Origin of the sequence: Niveibacterium microcysteis (assembly GCF_017161445.1) — a bacterium.
GTDB classification, from domain to species: domain Bacteria; phylum Pseudomonadota; class Gammaproteobacteria; order Burkholderiales; family Rhodocyclaceae; genus Niveibacterium; species Niveibacterium microcysteis.
Genome location: NZ_CP071060.1, coordinates 2,697,561 through 2,722,452 on the forward strand (window position 1 = coordinate 2,697,561; position 24,892 = coordinate 2,722,452).

24 protein-coding genes are annotated in these 24,892 nt (G+C 63.6%); 23 read left to right on the plus strand and 1 reads right to left on the minus strand.

Translation table 11 applies throughout. The annotated features are described in order from the left end of the window. Window position 1 precedes the first annotated feature (1 nt). Window positions 2-1,048 (minus strand): pseudaminic acid synthase, encoded by a 1,047-nt coding sequence (gene pseI, locus JY500_RS12210; protein WP_206252665.1) that lies wholly within the window; start codon window positions 1,046-1,048, stop codon window positions 2-4. Window positions 1,049-1,238: 190 nt separating this feature from the next. Here pseI and JY500_RS12215 point away from each other — a divergent pair, with 190 nt between their 5' ends. From JY500_RS12215 to JY500_RS12325, 23 genes are all read left to right on the plus strand, one after another. Continuing rightward, window positions 1,239-1,478 (plus strand): acyl carrier protein, encoded by a 240-nt coding sequence (locus JY500_RS12215; RefSeq protein ID WP_172202908.1) that lies wholly within the window; start codon window positions 1,239-1,241, stop codon window positions 1,476-1,478. A gap of 4 nt (window positions 1,479-1,482) precedes the next feature. Next, on the plus strand, window positions 1,483-2,847 hold the full coding sequence (locus tag JY500_RS12220) for a glycosyltransferase (protein ID WP_206252673.1): 1,365 nt from the start codon (window positions 1,483-1,485) through the stop codon (window positions 2,845-2,847). Then, a complete protein-coding gene (locus JY500_RS12225; RefSeq protein WP_206252675.1) occupies window positions 2,834-4,369 on the plus strand; it encodes a glycosyltransferase family 2 protein in 1,536 nt (511 codons plus the stop codon). The genes JY500_RS12220 and JY500_RS12225 overlap by 14 nt, the downstream gene beginning before the upstream one ends. Window positions 4,370-4,372: 3 nt before the next feature. Further along, entirely contained in the window at window positions 4,373-6,142 is a 1,770-nt protein-coding gene (locus JY500_RS12230) for a methyltransferase domain-containing protein (protein WP_206252677.1), read from the plus strand. A gap of 36 nt (window positions 6,143-6,178) precedes the next feature. Beyond that, window positions 6,179-7,162, plus strand: coding sequence for a class I SAM-dependent methyltransferase (locus tag JY500_RS12235; RefSeq protein WP_206252679.1), 984 nt, complete (start codon window positions 6,179-6,181; stop codon window positions 7,160-7,162). A gap of 30 nt (window positions 7,163-7,192) precedes the next feature. Further along, complete coding sequence (locus JY500_RS12240; RefSeq protein ID WP_206252681.1) at window positions 7,193-8,233, plus strand: glycosyltransferase family 2 protein; 1,041 nt, start codon at window positions 7,193-7,195, stop codon at window positions 8,231-8,233. Next, window positions 8,230-9,009 carry a glucose-1-phosphate cytidylyltransferase gene (rfbF, locus tag JY500_RS12245; RefSeq protein ID WP_206252682.1) on the plus strand — a complete coding sequence of 260 codons (780 nt, stop codon included), beginning with the start codon at window positions 8,230-8,232 and terminating at the stop codon, window positions 9,007-9,009. The genes JY500_RS12240 and rfbF overlap by 4 nt, the downstream gene beginning before the upstream one ends. After that, window positions 9,006-10,043 (plus strand): CDP-glucose 4,6-dehydratase, encoded by a 1,038-nt coding sequence (gene rfbG, locus JY500_RS12250; protein ID WP_206252691.1) that lies wholly within the window; start codon window positions 9,006-9,008, stop codon window positions 10,041-10,043. Before rfbF ends, rfbG begins: the two co-directional genes overlap by 4 nt. After that, window positions 10,040-11,362, plus strand: coding sequence for a lipopolysaccharide biosynthesis protein RfbH (gene rfbH, locus JY500_RS12255; RefSeq protein WP_206252693.1), 1,323 nt, complete (start codon window positions 10,040-10,042; stop codon window positions 11,360-11,362). Before rfbG ends, rfbH begins: the two co-directional genes overlap by 4 nt. 2 nt (window positions 11,363-11,364) lie before the next feature. Then, window positions 11,365-12,276, plus strand: coding sequence for an NAD-dependent epimerase/dehydratase family protein (locus JY500_RS12260; protein ID WP_246479899.1), 912 nt, complete (start codon window positions 11,365-11,367; stop codon window positions 12,274-12,276). After that, a complete protein-coding gene (locus tag JY500_RS12265; protein ID WP_206252697.1) occupies window positions 12,273-13,250 on the plus strand; it encodes a GDP-L-fucose synthase family protein in 978 nt (325 codons plus the stop codon). Before JY500_RS12260 ends, JY500_RS12265 begins: the two co-directional genes overlap by 4 nt. 23 nt (window positions 13,251-13,273) lie before the next feature. Then, window positions 13,274-14,443, plus strand: a complete 1,170-nt coding sequence (locus tag JY500_RS12270; RefSeq protein WP_206252699.1) for a DegT/DnrJ/EryC1/StrS family aminotransferase — start codon at window positions 13,274-13,276, stop codon at window positions 14,441-14,443. Window positions 14,444-14,612: 169 nt separating this feature from the next. Beyond that, the gene (locus JY500_RS12275) at window positions 14,613-15,545 is read left to right on the plus strand and encodes an NAD-dependent epimerase/dehydratase family protein (RefSeq protein ID WP_206252701.1); all 933 of its coding nucleotides are present in this window, start codon (window positions 14,613-14,615) and stop codon (window positions 15,543-15,545) included. Continuing rightward, window positions 15,538-16,113 (plus strand): NUDIX hydrolase, encoded by a 576-nt coding sequence (locus JY500_RS12280; RefSeq protein ID WP_206252709.1) that lies wholly within the window; start codon window positions 15,538-15,540, stop codon window positions 16,111-16,113. The genes JY500_RS12275 and JY500_RS12280 overlap by 8 nt, the downstream gene beginning before the upstream one ends. Next, entirely contained in the window at window positions 16,106-17,599 is a 1,494-nt protein-coding gene (locus tag JY500_RS12285) for a B12-binding domain-containing radical SAM protein (RefSeq protein WP_206252716.1), read from the plus strand. Before JY500_RS12280 ends, JY500_RS12285 begins: the two co-directional genes overlap by 8 nt. 10 nt (window positions 17,600-17,609) lie before the next feature. Then, window positions 17,610-18,464: a transketolase gene (locus JY500_RS12290; RefSeq protein ID WP_206252717.1), complete on the plus strand. Its 855-nt coding sequence runs from the start codon at window positions 17,610-17,612 to the stop codon at window positions 18,462-18,464. After that, window positions 18,461-19,399, plus strand: a complete 939-nt coding sequence (locus JY500_RS12295) for a transketolase family protein (RefSeq protein WP_206252719.1) — start codon at window positions 18,461-18,463, stop codon at window positions 19,397-19,399. Before JY500_RS12290 ends, JY500_RS12295 begins: the two co-directional genes overlap by 4 nt. 10 nt (window positions 19,400-19,409) lie before the next feature. After that, window positions 19,410-20,414, plus strand: a complete 1,005-nt coding sequence (locus tag JY500_RS12300) for a GHMP family kinase ATP-binding protein (protein WP_246479610.1) — start codon at window positions 19,410-19,412, stop codon at window positions 20,412-20,414. Then, window positions 20,398-21,129 carry a nucleotidyltransferase family protein gene (locus tag JY500_RS12305; protein ID WP_206252720.1) on the plus strand — a complete coding sequence of 244 codons (732 nt, stop codon included), beginning with the start codon at window positions 20,398-20,400 and terminating at the stop codon, window positions 21,127-21,129. Before JY500_RS12300 ends, JY500_RS12305 begins: the two co-directional genes overlap by 17 nt. Next, window positions 21,126-21,704 (plus strand): D-glycero-alpha-D-manno-heptose-1,7-bisphosphate 7-phosphatase, encoded by a 579-nt coding sequence (locus JY500_RS12310; protein WP_206252722.1) that lies wholly within the window; start codon window positions 21,126-21,128, stop codon window positions 21,702-21,704. Before JY500_RS12305 ends, JY500_RS12310 begins: the two co-directional genes overlap by 4 nt. Further along, window positions 21,691-22,434 carry an SDR family NAD(P)-dependent oxidoreductase gene (locus JY500_RS12315; protein ID WP_206252724.1) on the plus strand — a complete coding sequence of 248 codons (744 nt, stop codon included), beginning with the start codon at window positions 21,691-21,693 and terminating at the stop codon, window positions 22,432-22,434. The genes JY500_RS12310 and JY500_RS12315 overlap by 14 nt, the downstream gene beginning before the upstream one ends. Further along, entirely contained in the window at window positions 22,431-23,822 is a 1,392-nt protein-coding gene (locus JY500_RS12320; RefSeq protein WP_206252725.1) for an AMP-binding protein, read from the plus strand. The genes JY500_RS12315 and JY500_RS12320 overlap by 4 nt, the downstream gene beginning before the upstream one ends. Then, a complete protein-coding gene (locus tag JY500_RS12325; protein WP_206252727.1) occupies window positions 23,815-24,888 on the plus strand; it encodes a LuxE/PaaK family acyltransferase in 1,074 nt (357 codons plus the stop codon). The genes JY500_RS12320 and JY500_RS12325 overlap by 8 nt, the downstream gene beginning before the upstream one ends. Window positions 24,889-24,892: the final 4 nt, after the last annotated feature.

Consider the following 24,892-nt stretch of genomic DNA (forward strand, 5'->3'; position numbering starts at 1 on the left):
CTCAGTCAAGCAGATCCCAGCTGACGGGCGTGCCGCGAGGAATATTCCTTGCGGCACGACGCCCCAAGACCTGAGGCAGGTGGCCCGGCAGCAAGCCCAAACCCGGTCGAATCGCCCTGACCGACTCTGCAGTCAGGCGTTCGCCGGCCGCGACGTCCTTTACAACATAGAGGCTTCGGCGGAACTTCACCGAATCGGCCTCCCGTTCGCCCGGGCCGTAGTGCACCGCGCCGAGCGAAGCCCTCGCCCGCTCGCATTCGGCCATCAGCTGACGCACCTCGGCGGGTTCAAGCGAAAACGCACTATCCACGCCACCTTCCGCGCGCGACAGGGTCACATGCTTCTCGATCACGGTCGCGCCCATGGCCACCGCGGCAATGGCCGCACCAATCCCGAGCGTGTGGTCCGACAGCCCGACCTCGCAGCCAAATGCCTCCCGCATGTGCGGCAGCGTGCGCAGGTGGCTCTCTTCCGGCGGCGCCGGGTAACTGCTGGTGCATTTGAGCAGCACCAGATCGCGACAACCCGCATCGCGCGCAGCCTCAACCGCCTCCCCGATCTCTCGCAGCGTCGCCATGCCGGTGGACATGATGATCGGCTTGCCGGTAGCGGCGACCTTGCGAATCAGCGGCAGGTCGACGTTCTCGAACGACGCCACCTTGTAGCAGGGCACATCGAGCGTTTCGAGAAAATCGACCGCCGTCGCATCGAAGGGCGTCGAGAATGCCAACATGCCGCGCGAACGTGCGCGTTCGAACAGCGGTTTGTGCCAAGCCCAGGGCGTGTGCGCCTCGTGGTACAGATCGTAAAGCGTGCGGCCCTTCCACAGGTTCTCCGCATCGGTAATCAGGAATTCGCGTTCGGCGATGTCCAGCGTCATCGTGTCCGCGGTATAGGTCTGCAGCTTGAGCGCATGCGCGCCCGCGTCCGCCATCGCATCGACAATCGCCAGCGCACGATCGAGCGAACCGCCGTGGTTGCCGCTCATCTCGGCGATGAAGAAGGGAGTCGAGTCCAACCCGACCCGGATATGCCCGATCTGAATCATGAAAATGCTCCCGGCGTTGCGATGACGCGGCGTTCCAAGGATCATCTTGCACGCCCGACCAGCGCAAGGTTAGCAATAAATGACGGGGTTTCCCGCGTCTTATCCGCCCACCACTTGCGCACTGTCGCGGCATCATCCACTTCGTAATGCTGCGCCCGGCACACGCTGGCGGCGCACACAGGACACGCGCATGAGCAATCTGGACCAACTCCGACAGACCTTCAGCGACGCGCTGGCGATTCCGCCCGATCAGGTGGTGGACGACCTGCGCTTCAACAGCATCCCGCAGTGGGATTCGGTGGCCCACATGGCACTCGTGGCCGCGATCGAATCGGCCTTCGACATCATGCTCGACACCGACGACGTAATCGACATGTCCAGCTTCGCCAAGGCGCAAGAGATCGTGCGCAAGTACAACGTCGCGCTCTGACTGAATGACGCCCAAGCCACGCACCCTCTTCGTGATCCATCGCTTTGACACCAAGTCGCTGGCGGACTCGGCGGGTGTGCTGGAGGTCATGAAGCCAATGCTGGCGTCGGGATTGATTGGCGAGCACCGGTTGGTGACACTGGGGCGCGACACCGACGATTACCGTGCTCTGATCACGCGACGCATCGAAGAAATCTCACACGCGAGCGCCGGAGCCCCATGCGTGATCTACGGCGCGGGGGCCCACACGAGGCAGTTCATGGCGGAGCTTGGACGCCTGCCGATCGTGGCGCTTGCGGACCGCGACGAAAGCCTGCAAGGCGGCGAGCGCATGGGCCTACCGGTGATCAGCCCGCGCGACATCCCCAAACACGCAAGGCACGTCGTGATTTCGAGTCGCGCCTACGAAGAAGGCATCGAATCGGATCTGCGCGCACTGCACGGCGACCGGATCACGCTGCACACCCTCTACGGCCGCAACCCGGACGGCGAGCTTCGCGGCCTTTGGGAGCAAGAGATTCTTGAGTCGGTGCGTAGCTTCCAACCGGACCTGCTGGTACACACGCCGGTTCACCCGCACGAGAACCTCGCCCCGGAAGTGTTCGACACCGCGCGCACGCTTTGCCCCAGCATGAAGATCGTCACCCTGTGGTGGGACTACGACGAAGCCGCAGCGCACGGCAGCTATCTCGATTACGAGCGCGCGAGCCTTGGATGGGCTGATCTGGTGATCGAGAACTCCAACGGCACCCGGCTGGCGAGGATGAAGGCGCACGAACCGCCCTACCAGCACCACCGCCACACCGAACGGGTGATCTTCCACCCCACGGTGTTCGACCCCGCCCTCTTCCATCCCGAGCCGGACGCGACGCCGAGGTACGACATCGCGCTCTTCGGCAGTTCGGTCGGGCGCCGCCGTGACTGGATCGACCGGCTTGCGGCCCGCTACGGTGAGCGCTTTCATCACCTCGGCGGCGTATATGAGCAAGACCGCGCGCCGCTACCCGTGGCCGACTACGCCGCGGCACTGCGTCGAACGAAGATCTGCGTGAACACCCAGACCTACCCGTTCCGCACTCAGTGCAAAGGCAAGGTGCGCGAAGCGCTGGGTTGCGGCGTGCTATTGCTCGAAGAAGACAATCCGGAGACGCGCCTGATCCTTGCCCCCGGCGAGGGGGTCGAATACTTTCGCGGCGAGGACGAGTTGTTCGCCCTGATCGACCATTACCTGGCAGACGATGGGGCACGCCGTGCGACCGTGGCGCGCGGCCAAGAGCTATGGCGGGCCCGGATGAACGCTCGTGGCTGGACCGAACGCGTACTCGCGAGCCTATGGCCCGCGCAGGGGGCAACCCATGTATCGCCGTGAAGACCTGAGCATTGCGATACCGACCCTCGGGCGCGATATCGGACTGCTCGATCGGATACTGGGTGTGCTGCAGGCAGAAATGCTGGCAAGCATTGTCGTTTGGGACGGCCATCAAGCGCCGTCTCAAGCGCAAGCCCAAGCCATCCTTGCGCGCGGGGCCAGTTTACGCGTCCACGAGCGCAATCGTGGCCTGTCCGCCGGCCGTAACACCGGTGCGGCCGCAATGGCGACCTCGCTCGGAATGTTCATCGACGACGACATCGTGCCCGCAGCGGGCTTTGCGCAGGCAGTCATCGACTTCCACAATCAGCACCCCGATCCGCTGGCCATGATGATGGGCTGCGTCACCTGGCGTGGCGGCCCCCACCAGTCTGCGCTAACCGAATGGTTCGAGACCCGCGGCAACTGGAACGTCTTTCATACGGTGCCGGAGGGACGGCCCCACGCGAATTTCATGGGCGGCTTCACCAGCTTCAAGACAACCGCTCTCAGTGATCTGACGTTCGACGAGGGCTTTACCCGCTACGGCTGTGAAGACGTGGAGTTCGGCTACCGCTTCTTCGCGCGCGGCGGAACCTTGCTGAGCTGGCCGCGCGTGCTCGGCATCCACATCAAACCGCTTTCGGCTGCCGACTACCTGCGCGATCACCTCGGTGCCGGGTATTCGCGCGGCGTGCTGATTGAGTGCCAACCCGACACCAGTTTCTCCCTCGCCTGGACCTGCAAAGCCTTCAACACCACCCTGCCGCGCGCGCAACTCGACGCGCTGGCCGACTGCGCCGACCGCCTGCTGGTCCAGGGCGGTGGGCGACCGACGCCCGAGCTTGATCTTCTGATGCGCCTGCTCAGCGAACAAGCGCTGCAAAGTGGCTTCATCGAGTTCATGACCGCCCAGCACGCCGGGGCACAAGCCCTGCGCGACGCCGCCCTCGCGGGAGCCCACATCGACGAACAAGCCCTGATCAACGGTGTCGAAGATTTCGCCCCGCTGCTGCTCGAACGTGCGCGACGCTCTTACGACCCACAGCAGCGCATGGCCTTGCTCGCGCGTTGCCGCAGCTTGATTCCGCACTATCTGGCACCGCTGATCGAGGAGATCAGCGGGCACGACGACACTGCAGCGCATGCGGCGCTGCGCGAACACCTTGCACGGCACGAACACCGCCTCGACCACCGGACACTTGAAACCCTGCTCTCCCGGCTCGGTCTGCAGCGCCTGAGCGCCAGTGGTGGTGGCGCGCGCGAGCTGTACGCCGTTCTGCTCTCAGCACAGGCTGCGGACGATGTCGGTGCAATCATCGACACCGCGCAGCGCTTGCTGGATCTCGACCCCGGCCATGTGGGCGCGCTGATTGCATGGGCGCGTGCGGCAATGAGGTCAGACAAACCTCTCGCGCGCGTATTGCTGCGCCAGGCGAAGCACCATGTCGGCTTTCGCCCCCTGCACGAACAGGAAGAGCGCGAGCCCGAGATCGCAGCCTTGCTGCGAGGAATCGAACAAATACCAGAACACGAGGCCTGATCGATGTCGAAGAACGTACTGCTGGTCATGCTGGAGTTCGACAACTGGACGCAAGCGCGCGCCTGGTCCTACACCGGCGCCTATGCCTTTCACGATGGTCTGATTGAGAACGGGCACCGCTGCACCCTGCTCCCGGCGCTCTGGGGTCGTGATCCTGGCGCCGCGGACAGCTACCTCCGCCATGCCCCCACCCTGCTCGATGGCGAAACCTTTGACGAGGCCTGGGTCTGGTGCGTGCATACGCGCTATGACGAGGCCTTCTGGCATTGGTTGAAGCAAGTCGCGCCGGTGCGCGTCGGCGTGGTGATGGAAAGCCTTTCGGTCAGCGAAGCCGAAGCGACGGAGTTCCCTCAGTTCGCGCAGCGAAAGCTCGAAGTCTTCGACCAGCTGCGCCACTGCACGCACGCGCTTGTGGCGGACGAGCTGGATGCGCCGACGATCACCGAGGAATTGGGTATCCCCGCCACCTGGAACGTGGTGATGGTGCCCGAACGTTTTGTCCGCTTCGACGAAGCGCCGGATGTGCCGCAGGCCGCATTCATCGGCAACAAGTACGGCCCGCGCAAGCCCTACCTCGAAGACCCCGCGCTCGCACCGCTGCTGACCCGCCCACACCTGCCCGAACGCGACACCGATCTGCCCGCCCGCTTCGACCAGTTGCATGCCGAAGCCCGTACGATGCTGCTTTCGGATACGCCATCGCGCGCCGATCTGGATGCGTTCACCACCGGTTTGCGGGCCCTGCGCGAGGCGCTGTTTGTGCTGCATCTGGACGGCATCCGCATGGGCTTCGCCAACGTCAATCTGCCTTCGATGCTGCGCGCCTACGCCGGCCGCGTCACCGAATCAATGGCGGCAGCGACGCCGGCAGTCAGCTGGTTACCCGAGGATCGCGCCGACTGCGCACGACTCTTTGCTGCTGCCAAAGAGATCGTGTTGTTCGATTCGCCCGAAAGCCTGAGATCACAGCTCGAACGTCTCCGCGACGAACCCGTATGGCGCAATGAACTCGCCACGGCCGCTCGCAATACGCTGCTGGTCCGCCATACAAGCCGTATCCGCATGCGTCAGTACCAGACCTGGATCGAAACCGGCACGGCGCCGGACTTCTTCAGCGACATCGGCTACAAGCCCGACGTCGAAGAGTCGCGCTACTACCGGCACTTCTTTGCCGAAGTGCCCAGCTGGTCGCGCCCGACTCCCAATGGCGACGAACGCGCCCGGTGGGAGAAAATCCAGCAACTGGTTGAATACTCGGCGCCTGCGGCAGGGCATTCTCGCGAGATCGTCGAGATCGGTTGCGGCCGTGGCTGGCTCGCCAACCTGCTGCGCGACTATGGCAAGGTGCTCGGCACCGAACCCGTCGGCGACGTGATCGCACACGCACGCAAGCTGTTCCCGGATCTCGACTTCCTCACCGGCAGCGCAGAAGTGCTGCACTTCCTCGGGCACGCCGGCCGCTATGACCTGCTCGTCTGCTCAGAGGTCATCGAGCATGTACCCTACGCCTACAAGGATGTTTTTGCCCGCGGGCTGGTCGGCCTGGTCAAGCCCGGCGGCCACCTGATCCTCACGACACCGCGCAAGGACATCTACGACCAATGGACCGCCCAGTACGGCAAACCGCAGCAACCGACGGAAGACTGGCTCACCGAAGCCGAGCTGCAAACGCTCTTCGAGAACGAAGGCTGCACCACGCTCAGGCTGGAGCGCGCGTTCCTGCTGGACATCTACCAGATCGTTCTTTTCCAGCGCACTGCCAAGCCGCAGTGACGCCAACTTAATTTCACCCGAACCGGGAGAACCGAAATGAGCGTCGGTGATGCGTTCTATCAGCAGTGCGTCAAGCGGCTTCTGCGTGCGGCTTGGCAGTCCGAGATTGACCATCTGAGCGAGGAAGCCCTGCGGTGCATCGAAGCATCCGTCGATGAGCTGATCACCACGCGCGGCGATACAGACGAGGTGAAGGATCTGATCCGGTGGGCCGAAACTCACCGTGACCTACCCTTTTCGGAGCTGCGCGATCCCCCGGCGGTGCTGGTGCAAGGGCTCTCGCGCCTGAGCGCGTTGATCGGGAAAGGCGCGGTCGCCAATCGGATTCTCTCCGCGCTGCCGGTCAATTACACGAATCAGGCGTGGCCGAGTCGCATGGCTTCGATGAAGGCGATCATTCCTCAGCACTTTGATCGCCCAATTGCTGCGCTCGAGGTGGGCACCTGGTTCGGGCTCGGCTCCACGCCGGTCTGGCTCGACACCCTGCCGACCGGCTCCTCGCTGACGCTTCTCGACTGTTGGACGAGCTACCTGTCCGAAACCGATCTGAGCACCGGCCACTGCATCTATCGCGCGATGGACGATCTGGCCGCTGCCGCGTTCGCCTCTGCCGCACGCACGGTCCGCGATGCCGAGACGCGCCGCCCTGACCTGCGCATCACGATGATCCGCGGCCGCTCAGCGGATGTGCTCGCGCAGATGCGCGCAGCGCAGTTCGACTTCATCTACGTCGACGCGTCGCACTACTATGCGGACGTCAAGCGCGATCTGATTGCATGCAAGCCGCTCTTGCGCGACAGCAGCTCGGTACTGTGCGGCGATGATCTCGAACTGATGCCGTCCCCCGAGTTGCTTGAACTGGCGCGCACAGTGCCCGACCGCGATTTCATCGTGGCGCCGGATGGGCGAGGCTTCCACCCCGGCGTGATGCTGGCCGTGTCGGAAGAGATCCCGCGCTTCGAGATGAAGTCGGGCTTCTGGTGGGCCACTGGCTTCGGCAACGACGCCGCACACGCGTGACGCAGCCCGTCTGACCCAGGAAGGCACCTGATGCTGCTCGAAATCTGCATTCCGACCTGGAACCGCGCGGACCGTCTGGCGACACTACTCGCCAGCATCGCAGCGCACCGTGGAGATTGGGACATTGGCGTCCTCGTCTCCGATAACGGGTCATCGGACAACACGGGCGCGGTCATTGCGCCGTATTGCAGCGAACCCTGGTTCCGCTACCAGCGCCATCCAGCGAACCTGGGCTTCGATGCCAACATCGCCAGCCTCATCCGTTCCGGACGGGGGGAGTATCTCTGGCTGCAAGGCGACGACGACGAGCTCGACTTCAAGGCCATCCCAGCGCTCTTCGCGACACTGCAGACGAAACCGGCGCTGGTGTGGACCAACATTCAACTCCGGGGCGCCCCCTCGGTATCCGAGCAACGAGGGCTCCTTGATCGAGCGTCGTCGCCCTTGCTTGAAATGGTGCAGCGCTTCGGCTTCTTCGGTTGTCTCGGCGGGCTGGCGCACTTTGTCTTCCGGCGCGAGCACGCCAACCCCGCCGCAATCGGCGCCTTCGTTGGCAGCAACTACCTGCACGCGTTCATGCTCGCCAGCAGCTATGCGGATGCGGAGGTTCGGCTCGTGCATGAGGTGCTGACCTACGTCGCTCCCCGCACCGCTGAGGAGTCGAGTGCCTACGAGGCGCGCTGGGAGATGCAGCGCGGCGGCGCCTGGGATCGTGCCGTGCTCGCGCAGGCCGCGTGCCTGGATGCCTTCCTTGCGCGCCACCCGGATCTGTCCCCGACCCTGTTCCGCATGTACGAAGGTGCCCACTACCCCTTTCAGTTGCTGCTGCTGAAATCGATCGGATGCCTGCTGTTTGCCGGCGAAACCGTTCCGGAAGACGTGCTGGTCCGGCTCGCACGACTGTGCGACAGGATCCCTCACCCCAGCTACCGGGAACTCGCCGCGGCAACGCGGGTCCTCGCATCGCAGCGGCCAGATCAGGATGCGCAGGCCATCTGGTGGCAGCAATACCGCGTGGCGGGCCATTCAGACTGGCTGGCCGGGGCGGAACAAAGGAGTGCCGCAGCATGAAGGCCGTGATCCTTGCCGGTGGTTTCGGCACGCGCATCAGCGAAGAGTCGCATCTGGTGCCGAAACCGATGATCCAGATCGGCGGCAAGCCGATCCTTTGGCACATCATGAAGCTCTACGGCCATTACGGCATCACGGATTTCGTGATCTGCCTTGGCTACAAGGGGCACGTGATCAAGGAGTACTTCGCCAACTATTTTCTGTATTCCTCCGACGTCACCCTGGACCTCGCAGCAAACTCGATGCAGGTGCACCATCGCCATGCCGAGCCGTGGCGGGTGACGCTGGTCGATACCGGCGAGAACAGCCTGACTGGCGGCCGCCTTGCTCGCGTCCGGGAGTACCTGGGTGACGAGGATTTCTGCTTCACCTACGGCGATGGCGTGGCCAACGTCGATCTCGCGGCACTGGTAATGTTTCACCAGCAGGCCAAAGCCGGCGGCGCCTATGCCACGGTGACAGCGGTACAGCCGCCCGGCCGCTATGGTTCATTGGATCTGGATGGCACGGCGGTCAACGGTTTTCTTGAAAAACCGATCGGTGACGGCGGCTGGATCAACGGCGGCTTCTTCGTGCTGTCGCCGGCCGTCTTCGACTACATCGCCGGCGACCAGACCTCGTGGGAGCAGGAGCCGATGTCGGCGCTTGCCGCACAAGGCCGCCTGACCGCCTATCGTCACACCGGTTTCTGGGGTGCGATGGATACCCTGCGCGACAAGCAGCGGCTCGAAGAACTCTGGTCAGGCGGCGAAGCGCCTTGGGCGGTGTGGAAATGAGTGTCTGGCAGAACCGCCGTGTGCTGATCACCGGCCACACTGGATTCAAGGGTGGCTGGCTTTCGCTTTGGCTCGCTCAATTGGGGGCACGGCTCACCGGCTACAGCCTGCCGGCACCGACCTCCCCGTCGCTGTACAACGTAGGGAGGGTATCGTCGGTCTTCAGCGGCGAGGCCATTGCAGATATCCGCGATCTGGAGTCGGTCCGCTCGACTTTCGCTGCCTGCGCCCCGGAAGTGGTCTTTCATCTCGCGGCGCAACCCCTGGTACGGGCCAGCTACGCGGACCCGCTGGGCACGCTGTCGACCAACGTAATGGGGCTTGCAAACGTACTGGATGTGGCGCGCCAGACCGAATCGGTACGCGCGATCGTGGTCGTCACCAGCGACAAGTGCTACCAGAACCGGGAATGGGACTGGAGCTACCGCGAGAGCGACCACCTCGGCGGGCACGACCCCTACAGCGCAAGCAAGGCGGCCGCAGAGATCGTTACCGCCGCGTGGCGCGATTCATTCGGCGGGCCCGCCATCGCCAGCGCGCGAGCCGGCAATGTGATCGGTGGCGGCGACTGGGCCAGCGACCGCATCGTGCCGGATGCGCTGCACGCGTTTTCGAAGCAAGAAACCCTGCAACTGCGGCGCCCTGGCGCAGTGCGCCCTTGGCAACACGTGCTCGAACCCCTTCAAGGTTATATCCTCTTGGCCGAACGGCTGCAGGCCGGCGACAAGGTCGAGGGCGCATGGAATTTCGGGCCCGACGAGCAGGACTGCATCACCGTGGGCGAACTGTGCCGACGTCTGGCTGAGCGCCAGCCCGAACCAGTTGCTATCGAGCATGGTGCCGACGCCTCGCTGCATGAAGCCGGCCTTCTGAAGCTCGACAGTGCGCGCGCCCGGAACCAGCTGGGCTGGCATCCGCGCTGGCGGCTGGATACGGCCCTCGACGCCACCGTGGAGTGGCACCGTCAGTGGCTCGCAAATGCAGACATGCAACACACCACGCTTGAACAGATTGCTGCCTACCAATCCGCATGACAGATCATTCACTCGACGCTGAACGCGCTGCACTGCTCGACGCCGTTGGCCGCTACGCGCTGAAGGCGCTCAGGCAGGCGGATTTTGTGCCGGGCGTGACACCGGTACCGCCTTCAGGCAAGGTTATCGGCGCCCAAGAGCTGATCAGCATGACTGACGCGGTGCTGGACGGCTGGCTCACCACTGGCCGTTTCAACGAGCAATTCGAACAGGCGCTCGCAAAACGCCTGGGTGTCGCGTATGTGCTGACGACCAATTCGGGCTCGTCCTCGAATCTGCTCGCGTTTTCCGCGCTCACCTCGCCCCTGCTCGGCGAACGGGCCATCCGTCCGGGCGACGAAGTGATCACGGTCGCTGCCGGCTTCCCGACCACGGTTAACCCGATCATCCAGAATGGCGCCGTGCCGGTCTTCGTGGATGTCGAGTTGCCCACCTACAACATCGATGTCACCCAGCTCGACGACGCGCTGTCGGAAAAGACCCGTGCGGTGATGATTGCCCACACGCTGGGCAACCCCTTCAATCTGGCGGAGGTGCGAGCGTTCTGCGACAAGCACCAGCTCTGGCTTGTCGAAGACTGCTGCGACGCGCTCGGCTCCCGCTACGACAACCGGCAGGTAGGCAGCTTCGGCGATATCGGCACGCTCAGCTTCTACCCCGCGCATCACATCACCACTGGCGAGGGTGGCGCAGTATTCACCAGCAACCCGGTGCTCAAGCGCGCGCTCGAATCCTTCCGCGACTGGGGTCGCGACTGCTACTGCGCGCCCGGCCGCGACAATACCTGTGGTCGTCGCTTCTGCTGGAAGCTGGGCGAACTGCCCGAAGGCTACGACCACAAGTACACCTATAGTCACCTGGGCTACAACCTGAAGATGACCGACATGCAGGCAGCTTGCGGTGTAGCGCAGCTCGCGCGGCTGGACGACTTCATCGCCGCACGCAGGCACAACTTCGCCCGCCTGCATGAACGCTTGCAGGCGTGCAGCGACGCGCTGCTGCTCCCGGAAGCCACGCCCAATTCGTCACCGGCCTGGTTCGGGTTTCCGATCACGCTGAAGGACACCGCAGCAACGACGCGCAACGACCTCATCGCGTATCTGGACGAGCACAAGATCGGCACACGTCTGCTCTTCGGCGGCAACCTTACGCGCCAGCCCTATATGATCGGACGCAACTTCCGCACCGTGGGCGCGCTGCCGAACACCGACCGCATCATGCACAACACATTCTGGGTGGGCGTCTGGCCGGGGCTGAGCGATGCCCACGTTGACTACATCGCAGACACGATTGCGGCCTGGTTCGGTGTCGGCCTGTGACGATGCTGTCCGCGACGCCCAAACCCCGCATAGCATTGGTCACCGGCGCGACCGGTTACCTGGGGCGCCATTTGGTCGCTCGCCTTGCTGCGGCAGGCTGGACGGTACACGCGCTGACGCGCGCACAGCCGAACGACGTACAGCTCGCGCCCCATTGGCACAGCCTTGATGGCACCACCGAGCGCGTCTGCGAGATCCTTGCGGCGATACAGCCAGACGTCGTCTTTCACCTCGCCGCGGAGGTACGCCACAGCCACGATGTCGGAGACATCACGCCGATGGTGACGGCGGGCGTGCTGTTCGGAACCCAGGTTCTGGAGGCCATGCGGCAAGCCGGTGTCACGCGGATCATCAGCGCCGGCACTTACTGGCAGCACCATGAGAATCGGCCCTACAACCCGTACTGCCTCTATGCAGCCTTGAAGCAGGCGTTCGCCGACGTGCTCAGCGGCTATACCGAGCTTTACGGAATCAAGGCCGTAACGCTCGAACTCGCCGACGTTTACGGGCCGGACGATCCCCGCCCCAAGCTTATCAATCAGTTAGCGGATGCACTGCTGCACGACAGGCCCATCGACCTCAGCCCGGGCGAGCAGTACGTCGATCTGGTGCACGTCCACGACGTCTGCGATGCATTCATCCAGGCGGCCACGCTAATGGAAGGAAGGCAGCCGGGCACGCACGCTGCGTTGGGTGTTTCCTCGGCCGCAGCGATCACCTTGCAGACGCTGGCCGAAAGGCTATCCACGCTTTCCGGGCACACGCTGCACGCGCGCTGGGGCGCACGCCCTTATCGCCCGAGGGAGACGATGCAGCCTTGGCGTCCAGACAATCCCTTGCCCGGCTGGTCGCCGCAGATTCCCCTTGAAACAGGCCTGCTGGCCCTGCTCAAAGCGCGAGGGCTGAACGCATGACCACCACGTTGAACGCAACTTCCAGTAGAACCTTCATTGCGGGCCATCGTGGCTTGCTGGGCAGCGCACTGGTGCGCGCAGCAACCACCAACAGCACTTTGATCCTGCCCACACGCGATGCGCTCGATTTGCGCGACGCGGCCGATGTGGAGCACTTCATGCAAGCAGAGCGCCCAACCCGCGTGATCCTTGCGGCCGCCCGTGTTGGTGGCATCCACGCGAATTCCACCTACCCGGTCGAGTTCCTTGCCGACAACCTCGCGATCTATACCAACGTAATCGAGTCGGCGCGGCGTGCCGGCGTGGAACGTCTGATCTTCGTGGGGTCGAATTGCTCTTACCCGCGATCTGCCCCGCAACCGATTGCCGAAGCCAGTCTGTTCCAGGGCGAAGTGGAGCCCACGAATTCGGCCTTCGCCATGGCCAAGCTGGCGGCAATAGAACTCTGCCGTGCCTGCAACCAGCAGTACGGCACGCGCTACCTCGCGGTCATGCCGACCAGCCTGTACGGCCCGGGCGACAACTACGACCCGGCGAACTCGCATGTCGCCGCCGCGATGATCCGGCGCTTCGTCCAAGCGGCGAAAGACCGCACGCCGGTGGAGACCATCTGGGGGTCTGGTTCGCCCTTGCGCGAACTCCTCTACGTGGATGACTGCGCCGCTGCGATTCACCTTCTTGCCGATCTGCCGGACGCGCAATTCGACGCCCTGCTCGCCGCCAGCCGCTACCCGGTGATCAACATCGGCGGCGGCACGGAAGTCTCCATCCTCAAGCTGGCGCAGAAAGTTGCCGATATCGTGGGTTATACGGGCGAGATTCGTACCGACCCTGCGAAACCGGACGGCGTGCCGCGCAAGCTGCTCGACAATTCCCGGATGGCTGCGCTGGGTTGGCAAGCGAAAGTCTCGCTCGATGAGGGACTGCGACTTGCGCTGGCGGACTATCGGGCCCGCTACCCGGCAAACGACTGATCCCCGAACAAACGGAACGCGACATGTATTACGAACTGGCAGCAAACACCTGGGGCGCCGAGGAAATCGCGGCGCTCCACCGCGTCATCGACAGCGGCATGTTCACGATGGGCGAGAACGTGCGCCGCTTCGAGGAGGCTTTCGCCGCGCGCTTTGGCAAGCGCCATGCGGTGATGGTCAACTCGGGCTCATCGGCCAACCTGGTCGGCGTCGCCGCGCTCTCATTCAAGCAGGACAAGCCCTTGCAGCGTGGCGACGAGATCATCGTGCCCGCGATTTCGTGGTCGACCACCTTTCACCCGCTGCAGCAATACGGCCTAAAGCTACGTTTTGTCGACGTCGACCTGCAGACGCTGAACATCGACGTCAGCAAGCTCGAAGCCGCGCTGACACCGAAGACGCGCGCGGTAATGGCGGTAAGCATCCTCGGCAACCCGGCTGAACTGCCCACCTTGCGGGCTTTCTGCGACAAGCACGGGCTTTACCTGTTCGAGGACAACTGCGAGTCGATGGACGCCAAGGTCGACGGCCGCTTCACCGGCACCTTTGGCGACATCAACACATTCAGTTTCTTCTTCTCGCACCACATCTCGACGATGGAAGGCGGGATGATCCTGACCGACGACGACGAGCTGTTCGCGCTGTGCCGTGCGATTCGCAACCACGGCTGGACACGCGACCAGCCTGCGGGCAGTAAGCTATTCGAGCGCCGTGACGACGACTTTTTCGAGGCCTATCGCTTCGTCGTGCCGGGCTACAACGTGCGGCCGCTAGAACTCTCGGGGGCAGTGGGGCTGGAGCAGCTGCACAAGCTCGACGGCTTTACCGCCGAGCGCCGCGCCAACGCGCGCCACTTCCAGTCGCTCTTCGCAAACGACGAGCGCTTCATTATCCAGCGCGAGAACGGCGAATCGAGCTGGTTCTCCTTCACGCTAATCCTGAACCCGGAGTTGGATCTGGACCGGCGCCATGTGATGCGCTCGATGAAGGACGCGGACATCGGCTTCCGCATCATCACCGGCGGCAACTTCCTGCGCCACGACGCGATCAAGTACTACGACTACGACTGCGTTGGCGAGATCGTCAACGCGAATACCGCCCATGATCGGGGCTTTTTCGTCGGTAACCATCCCTTCGATTTGCGCGATCGTATCGACACACTGCAGCGTGTGCTCGACACCGCAACCCGCTAAGGAAGGTCTAAATAAGTGAGCGAGACGGATGCAGCGCAAGGCGCGGCGCGCGCAGCGACCAAGACATATCTGATGGATAGGCGCGGGAGTGAGCACGCCGTAACGCAGCGATGCGCCGTCGCAGCCGCTTATTCAGACCTTCCCCAACGCATAAAGGCTTAGATTCACCATGAAGATCCTGGTCACCGGCGGCGCCGGCTACATCGGCTCCGTCCTCGTCCCCGAACTGCTGGCGGCTGGCCACGAAGTCACTGTGGTCGACAATTTCATGTACAAGCAGGCCAGCCTCGGCCATGTCTGCGCGCACCCGAAGTTCGACCTGGTGCGTGGTGATGTGCGCATCGAGAACGTGATGAAGCCGCTGATCGCCAAGGCCGATGCGATCATCCCGCTCGCCGCCTATGTCGGCGCGCCGCTCTGCGCGCGCGACCCGGTCGGCGCTTCGAGCACCAACCACGATGCGATCGAGATGATGCTGCGGCACGTGAGCCAGGAGCAGCGCATCGTGATGCCGACGACGAACTCGGCCTACGGCACCGGCGACGAGAACAACTACTGCGACGAGAACTCACCACTGAAGCCGATCTCGCTCTATGCGATCGAGAAGGTGAAGGTGGAGCAGATGCTGCTGCAACACCCGAATGCGATCAGCTTCCGCCTCGCTACCGTGTTCGGCATGTCGCCGCGCATGCGCATCGACCTGCTGGTGAACGACTTCACTTACCGCGCAGTCAACGACCGCTTCATCGTGCTGTTCGAAGCCCACTTCAAGCGCAACTACATTCACGTTCGCGATGTAGTGCGTGCCTTCATCCACGGCTTCGACAACTTCGAAACGATGCGCGGCCAGATCTACAACATGGGGCTTTCCAGCGCGAACATTTCCAAACTGGAACTCTGCCAGCGCATCGCACTGCAGGTGCCGGACTTCACCTTCCTCGAAGCGCCGCTCGGCAAAGACCCGGATCAGCGCAACTACATCGTCTCGAACGAAAAGGTCGAGGCCACCGGTTACCGCACCGCCTACACACTCGACGACGGCATCCGCGAGCTGATCAAGGGCTACCAGATGCTGAAGAACACGCAGTACGGCAATGTCTGACACGCCGATCACCCTCCTCGCTCGCAAGGAGATCGCGCAGAACACGGTGTACCGCGTCTGCTTCGATCACATCCGCAGCTCCAACGGGGAGGAGGTCGGCAGTTTTCTGGCGGTGGTACCCAAGGCGCTCGGCGCGGACCAGCTCGGCGGCGTGTGCGTGCTGCCGCTGGCGGTTGGCAAGGTAGGCCTGCTGAAGGTGTGGCGTCACCCGCTCGGTCGCAGCGGTTACGAAATCCCGCGCGGATTCATCGACGAGGGCGAATCGGCACTCGCCGCCGCGCAGCGCGAACTGGTGGAAGAAACCGGCATCGTCATCGACGCCGCACACCTGGAACCGCTCGGCTACTTCACACCCGAGGCCGCGCTGCTGCAGGCGCGCGTGGCGCTATTCGTTGCGCACCTGCCGGGAGCCTTCGGCGCGGCCGGCCCGGAAATGGGCCACACCGGATTCGACTGGCTGCCCGAAGCCGAGGTACGCGAAATGCTCGCCCGCGGCGAGATCGAAGACCCAGCCACCAACATCGCGTGGCTGCGCTACTCGCTGAACAAAGGAGGCCAGCATGGCTGACACCATCGACGTCCTGCTGATCAACCCGGGCGATCATCGCGGCACCTATCAGGGCTTGGGCGAGACCATCGCCGCGATCGAGCCGCCGGTATTCGCCGGCCTCTTTGCGACCTACCTGCGCAAGAAAGGCAAGCGCGTCGCGATCTACGATGTGCCAGCCACCCGCGAATCGGCCGAGCAGGCTGTCACGAACATGCTGGCGCAGTACGCGCCGAAGCTGGTGGTGCTGGTGGTGTACGGCCTGCAGCCCTCCGCCTCGACGCAGAACATGCCGTCGGCCGGCAAGATCGCGCGGCTGATCAAGGCACAGTCGGCGGTGCCGGTGATGATGACCGGCACGCACCCGGCCGCCCTGCCTGACCTGACGATGCGTGAAGAGCAGGTCGACTTTGTCTGCAGTCTGGAAGGCCCGGTCACAATCCTGAAGACCATCGACGCGCTCGATGCGGGCACGACCGACTTCTCGGACATCCCCTCGCTTTGGTGGAAGCGCGGCAAGCTGGTGATGGCGCCGCAATCGGCCGAAGCGCTGGTCGCCGACCTTGACACCGAGATGCCCGGCATCGCCTGGGATCTGCTCGACATGTCGCGCTACCGGGCACACAACTGGCACTGTTTCGACCACATCGACCAGCGCACGCCCTACGCCTCGATCCACACCAGCCTCGGTTGCCCGTTCAAGTGCAACTTCTGCTGCATCAACGCACCCTTCGGCAAGAACGCCTACCGCATGTGGAGCCCCGAGACCGTGGTCGCAGAAATCGACCATCTGGTGAAGACCTACGGGGTGAAGAACATCAAGTTCGTCGACGAGATGTTCGTGCTCAACCGCCGTCACGTCGAAGGCATCTGCGACCTGCTGATCGAACGCGGCTACGACCTCAACATCTGGGCGTATGCGCGTGTCGACACAGTGAAGGACGACATGCTGGGCAAGCTGCGCGCCGCCGGCTTCAACTGGCTGTGCCTGGGCATCGAGAGCGGCAGCGAGCATGTGCGCGACGGCGCCGAGAAGTCTTTCGGCTCCGACGAAATCATCGACATCGTCCGCAAGATCCAGGCCCACGGCATCCGTGTGATGGGCAACTACATCTTCGGCCTGCCGGACGACACGCACGAATCGATGCAGGCCACGCTGGACCTGGCGCTCGAACTCAACTGCGAGTTCGCCAACTTCTACTCGGCGATGGCCTACCCCGGCTCGCAGCTCTACACCATGGCCAAGCGCGAAGGCATCGCCCTGCCGCCTCACTGGGGCGCCTACTCGCAGCACGCGTGGGACACCATGCCGCTCGCCAACAAGGCGCTGAGTGCGGCGGAGATCCTCGCCTTCCGTGACGAGGCCTTCAATACCTATTTCAGCTCGTCGCGCTACCGCAGCATGGTGCTAGAAAAGTTCGGCCAGCAGGTGCTCGACCACCTAGACGAAGTGCTCTCGATCAAGCTGCGTCGCAAGCTGCTCGAAGAAGCGCCGGCCACGGCCTGAGGAGATGCAGATGAACGCTCGAGCCGAATTCCACGATCCCGCCACGCGGGCGCTTCTGCTCGCCGACAAGGCACGCTGGGTGCGTGAGCAAACCCTGGCGATCCACCGCCGCGCACCGGAAACCCGCGTCGCATCCTCGCTGTCGGCGGTCGAGTTGCTGACAGTGCTTTACTACAGCGGCATCGCCCGAATCACGCCCGACGAGCCGCTCCACGCCGAGCGCGACCGAATCATTATCAGCAAGGGCCACGGATCAATCTGCATGTACCCGATCCTCGCCGATTGCGGCTACTTCCCACGCGCGGCGCTGGAAACTGTGTGCAAACCGGGCAGCTTCCTCGGCGGCATTCCGGACCCGATCATCCCCGGCTACGAGACGATCAACGGATCGCTCGGCCACGGCCTCGGCGTGGGTAGCGGCACCGCGCTGGCACTGCGCACCAAGGGCAAGCCACAGCGGACCTTTGTGCTGCTTGGCGACGGCGAACTCAACGAAGGCGCGGTGTGGGAAGCAGTGATGTTCGCCGCGCACCACCAGCTGAAGAACCTGATCGCGATGGTCGATTGCAACGGCCGCCAGATGCTCGGCTACACCGACAACGTCGTGAACCTGAACCCGCTCGATGCCAAGTTCGCCGCCTTCGGCTGGCAAACGCATACCGTCGAAGACGGCCACGACGTCGCACAGCTGCTCGCCGGTTTCGAGGCGCTGCTCGCCTCCGATTCGCCCAAGCCGAAAGTGCTGATCGCCAATACGCTCAAGGGCAAGGGCGTCGCATCGCTCGAAGGCGCAGCACTGGCCCATGTGATGGGGGTCGGCCGCGCGGAGATCGACGCGATCCTCGGCGATGGAGGTGCGCCATGAAGACCACGATGCGCGACACCTTCCTTGCGACGGTGCTCGAAGAAATGCGGGCTTCGCCCGATATCGTGCTGCTGTCGGCCGACTTCGGCGCCCCGGCGATCGACGCAATCCGCGCCGAGTTCCCGGACCGCTTCGTCAACGTCGGCATCGCCGAGCAGAACCTGATCAACCTCGCGACCGGTTTCGCGCTCGAGGGCTTCCGAGTGATCGGCTATGCGATCGCCCCGTTCATCACGATGCGCTGCTTCGAGCAGATCAGGGTGAGCCTCGCGATCCTGTCGCAACTGCGGCCGATGAACGTGACGCTGGTTGGTGTTGGCGCAGGCTTCAGCTACGACGTTTCCGGCCCGACACATCACTGCATCGAAGACCTCGCGGTGATGTCGGCGCTGCCGAACCTGTCGGTGTATTCGCTCAGCGACCACACCCAGGCGCCACTGTTTGCAAAGCACTGTCTCGCCAAGCCAGGCATCAAATACTTGCGCTTCGACGCCAAGCCGCACGAGCCGGTGTGCGACGCTGGCAACGATGGGCTGATCGAGCGTGGCTTCCGGGTGCTGAACGCCGGTCGCGATCTGGCCATCGTCAGCACCGGCTACATGAGCCATGTCGCATGGAGCCTGCTGCCCGAACTCCGCGCGGAAGGCATCGATCCGCTGCTGATCGATCTCGTCGCCTACAACTGCGTCGACATCGCAGCGCTGGAAGCCGAGCTTGCGCACGTACCACGCACGCTGCTGCTTCAAGAGGCGGTGCTCGATCGCAGCATCGAGAACACGCTGCGACGCATGGCCGGCGGCAGACTCGAAGCGATGGGCGTCGGAGATCGCTACATCTTCGAAATCGGTTCGCGCGACCAGATCCACGACGCTGCCGGCATCGGCCGCGCGCAGGTGCTCGATCGCATCCTGCAACATCACGCCGCGCTCGCCTGAGGGGACTGCCATGATCATCTGCCGGACCCCGCTCCGCATTTCCTTCTTCGGTGGCGGCACCGACTACCCGGTGTGGTACCGCGAGCACGGCGGCAAGGTGCTCAGCACCTCGATCAACAAGTACAGCTTCATCACGCTGCGCTACCTGCCGCCCTTCTTCGACTACAAGTACCGCATCCGCTACTACAAGCGTGAAGAGGTGAATTGCCTCGACGACATCAAGCACCCGGCGATCCGCGAATGCCTGCGCTACATGGGCGTCGAACGCGGCATCGACATCGTGCACCACGGCGATCTGCCCGCGATGTCCGGGCTCGGATCGAGTTCCAGCTTCACCGTCGGCATGCTGCACAGCCTGCATGCGCTCACGCACAGCATGCCGACCAAGCGCGAACTGGCGGTCAAGGCGATCCACATCGAGCAGAACATCCTGAATGAACAGGTCGGTTCGCAGGATCAAACGGCTGCGGCCTTTGGCGGCCTCAATCTGATCCACTTCGGCGGCCAGCAGGAAGTGATGGTCGAACCGGTGATCCTGTCGGCATCGCGCCTCGCCGATCTGCAGAAGCACATGCTGCTGTTCTTCACTGGCCTTCAGCGCCAGGCCAGCGAGATCGCTGCGGAGCAGGTCAAGGCCACGCCGAAGAAGGCGAGCGAGCTGTCGCGCATGGGGGAGATCGTCGACGAATCGGTGCGGATTCTCGTCAACGTGGATCAACCGATTACTGAGCTCGGTCGCTTGCTGGATGAACAGTGGCAAGTAAAGAAACAGCTGTCGCACCTGATCAGCACGAATACCATCGACCAGATCTACGAAACCGGCATCAAGGCCGGGGCGGCGGGCGGCAAACTCTTGGGTGCGGGCGGTGGCGGCTTCATGCTGTTCATCGCCGAACCCGAGCGCCACGCGGCGATCCGCGAAGCACTCGGGCACTTGCTCTGCGTGCCCTTCCGCTTCGACACGCAAGGCAGCCAAATTGTCTACTACGCACCCTTCGATGATGAACTCGCTTGAGCTCTCAGGGATCGATGCGGTTGTGCTTGCCGGTGGTCTCGGTACGCGGCTGCGCAGCGTCGTTGCTGACCGCCAGAAGGCGTTTGCGACTGTAGGGAGCGAGCCCTTTGCCGCACGGATCTTTCGACAGTTGCGGCGGGCTGGGGTTCGGCGGATCGTTTTCGCGCTAGGCCATCTCGCCGACTCCGCTGCGCCGGTCTTGGACCAGTGGCGCTGCGAGCGTGACCCCCAGATACTCTCGTCCGTCGAACCGACACCGCTTGGCACCGGCGGCGCACTAAGGCATGCACTGCCGTTGCTTGAGAGCACGTCGGTACTCGTGATGAACGGGGACTCATTCGTCGATGCTGATCTTGCAGCCCTGCTCGCTACGCATCGTGCCGCTCGCGCCGCCATTACGCTCAGCGCCGTACAGGTCACAGACGTTTCGCGCTACGGCGCGCTTGAGTTCGATCGGGATGGGCGATACGTCAGCGCTTTCCGTGAGAAGCAAGACACCGGAGGCTGTGGCTGGATCAATGCCGGAATCTACCTCCTAGAGCATGAAGTCATCGCCGCAATACCCGCCGGCCGGCCGGTATCGCTCGAACGGGAAGTGTTCCCTGCCTATACGGACGGACGCATTGCCGTGCGATGTGAGTCACGACCCTTCATCGACATCGGGACGCCGGAAACCTATGCCGCCGGCGCCAAATTCTTCGCGCACGTCGCATGAGTCACGGTGGCGCCCTGTTCCTTGATCGCGACGGCGTGATCAACGAAGACCCGGGCTATGTCCATCGGGCCGAAGACATCCGCTTTATCCCCGGCATCTTCGAACTTGCACGGGCCGCGCACGCCAGTGCCTACCGCGTTGTCATCGTCACCAATCAGGCTGGGATCGGTCGCGGCTACTTCAGCGAGGCACAGTTCAATACGTTGATGCAGTGGATGCGCACTCAGTTCGCGGAAGCCGGCGCTCCGCTGTCTGCCGTGTATCACTGTCCCTGTCATCCGGAGCATGGCCTCGGTGCCTACCGTCGTGAATCCCCGGACCGCAAACCGGCCCCTGGCATGTTGTTCCGCGCACGCGACGAGCTAAAAATCGATCTCGCCGCCTCGGTCCTGGTCGGAGACAAACCAAGTGATACCGAGGCTGGATCACGCGCAGGCGTAGGATGCCGGTTGCTGTACGATCCGCTGCACCGTGCGCCAGATGATCCACACGCCAGTGCTCGGATCGAGCACCTCTCCGACGCCATCGAATACCTGTCGCCCCATGCATTCCGACACCAGCTTGAATCTGAGTGACCGTATCGCACTCGTAACCGGCGCCACCGGTGGCATCGGCGGCGCCATCGCGCGCAAGCTGATGATGCAGGGCGCACGCGTCGCGCTGGCATCGCGCAATGCCGAGCGTCTTGCCGCGCAAATCGAGACGCTGCGGGCCGAAGGGCTCTCCCCGCTGACGACACTGGCCTATGACCTCGATGATCCTGATGCGATCAACGCGGCGCTGAAAGGCTTTGCGAACACGTACAAGCGCATGGATATTCTCGTCAACGCAGGCGGCATCATGCAGGACGCACCGCTGGGCATGATCAGCGCAGAGGCAATCGAACACACCCTGCAGGTTAACGTGGCCGCAACAATCCACCACATGCAGTACGCGGCGCGATTGATGGCGCGCCATGGCAGCGGCAGTATCATCAACCTCACGAGCATCATCGGCGTAGCAGGCGGCGCGAATCAGACCTTGTACGCAGCAAGCAAGGCTGCCGTCATCGGGGCAACCAAATCCGCCGCGCGGGAACTCGCACCGAAACACATCCGTGTGAACGCAATCGCGCCAGGTTTCATTGATACCGCAATGACCGCCCATTACAACGAGGCGATCCGCACACGCGTCATCGCCAGCATCGGTATGGGACGCCCCGGAAGCGCTGACGAAGTGGCCGACGCCGCCCTATTCCTTGCTTCGGACCTTTCCGTCTACGTCACCGGCCAGATCCTCGGCGTCGACGGCGGCATGCAGGCATGAGCTTCTGGTCTCTGGCCGGCGATCCTGACGCGCCGGCCCTGATAGCCGGCGCCCCGCCACACGCGATTACTTACGCTGAACTGCGCAACGCGTGCGATCAGTTCAACGCTGTGCTGGGCGAGCGAAAGCAGAAGCGCCTCGGCTTCCTGCTGTGCAGGAATGATGTTCAAAGCGTGGTCGCCTATCTCGCCGCGCTGCGCGCGGGCGACTGCCTGGCACTGCTGCCCGAAACGATCGCCGACGGAGCGCTCGACGCATTGCTGGAGCGCTATCGCCCCGACTGGCTGCTCGGCCCGGAAGAGCGTCTGCGCGAACGTGTCGGCAGCAGTTGGCAGGGCAAGCGCGTAGTGCTTTGCGACAGTGACGCTCGCCCGATCCATATCGATCTGGCGCTGCTACTCTCAACCTCGGGCACCACCGGCAGCCCGCGGATGGTGCGCCTGAGTTACGCAAACCTCGCCGCGAACGCCGCGTCGATCGCTGAATACCTTGCCCTTGGAAGCGCCGAGCGGCCGATCACGACGCTGCCCATGCACTACTCGTACGGCCTTTCGGTCATAAACAGCCATTTGCACGTTGGCGCAGCCCTGTTGCTAACTGATGACGCCGTAACCACCCGCTCGTTCTGGAACCGCTTCCGTGACGGAGGCGCGACTTCGCTGGCAGGGGTGCCGTTTACCTGGCAGATGCTTGCGCGCCTGCGCATCGAACGCATGGACTTGCCAACGCTGCGAACACTGACACAAGCCGGCGGCCGCTTGTCGCCGGAGCTCACCGAGCACTTCAGGCAAGCAGCAGATGCCCACGGCTGGCGTTTCTTCGTGATGTACGGACAAACCGAGGCAACCGCTCGGATTGCTTATCTCCCACCCGACTTGCTCGCATCGAAGATCGGCGCCATCGGCCAGGCGATTCCCGGTGGAGAGCTTTCGATTGCCGACGACGGAGAGCTTCTCTATCGCGGCCCGAACGTGATGCTCGGCTACGCCGAATCTCGCGACGATCTCGCGCTGGGCGATACGCTGCATGGTGTGTTGCGCACCGGCGACCTCGCCCGGCAGGACGAGGACGGGGTGTATTGGCTGACAGGGCGGATCAAGCGTATCGCCAAAGTATTTGGCAATCGCGTGAACCTGGACGAAGTGGAAGCCCTCATTGCAACGCGGTTGGGGTGCGCAGCGGCCGCGCTGGACGAAGACGACGCCCTGCGCGTGGTGCTGACTCAACCCGCACACGAGGCCGAGGTGCTGGAGGTTTTGCGCAACACGCTCGGCGTGCACCCGAGTGGGCTGCGTGTCTGCAGCCTCGACGTGCTTCCGCGTACCAGCTCTGGCAAACTCGATTATCCGGCGCTGCGCGAGCGATTGAAGGCCGCCCCCCATGGCTGACAACGAACAGCCGGTGGGGCCATTTGCGACCCGACAATCGGACAAGCGCGGGCGCCTGCTCGGCCGCCTTCAGGCGCTCACCCTTCATCACTACACCCACTGCGTGCCCTACGCTCGGATGCTCGAGGGGCTGCATGGCAACTGGCGCGGGGCCAGCACGCTCGAGGCCATGCCGTGGCTTCCCGTCGGCCTCTTCAAACACCTTCGACTCGCCAGCGTTCCTGACGAAGAAATCATCCGCGAGTTGCGATCCTCGGGCACGAGCGGGAGCCTGCCATCGCGCGTGCTGCTAGACCGCGAAACGGCCGCCGCGCAGACCAAAGCACTCGCGCGCATCGTCAGCGATGTGCTGGGCCGCGCACGCCGCCCAATGCTCGTGGTGGACCGGATTGATCTGCTGCGTTCCGGCGAAGCGCTGTCTGCGCGCGGTGCGGCAGTGCTGGGTTTCGGCAATTTCGGGCGGCATCACACTTATGCGCTGGCGCCCGATCTGGCGCTCGATCTCGATGCGGTGAAGGCGTTTCTCGCGCGCTTCAGCGACGAACCCGTGCTGGTGTTCGGCTTTACCTTTTTTGTATGGCGTGATCTGGTCCAGGCACTGCGCGCACGGGGCGAGCGGCTCGCCTTCCCATCAGGAAGCGTCCTACTGCATGGTGGCGGCTGGAAGCGGCTTGCGGATCAGCGCGTGGACAACACACAGTTCAAACATGCCGTTGCCGATGCGCTCGGCATTCAACAGGTCCACAACTACTACGGTATGGCCGAACAGGTAGGCTCGATCTTCATCGAGTGCGAGGCGGGCCGCTTGCATACGCCGGACTACGCCGAAGTCATTGTGCGCGACCCGATAACGCTCTCCCCCATGCCGATGGGCGAGACCGGGGTGATCCAACTCCTGAGCGAACTGCCGCGGAGCTACCCTGGCCACAGCCTGCTGACCGAAGATATCGGTGCAGTTCTCGGTGAAGATGACTGCCCGTGCGGCAGGATGGGCCGTACGCTCCGGGTGGACGGCCGTCTGCCACGCGCGGAGCTTCGCGGCTGCAGCGACACACGGCCGGCGTGAGATG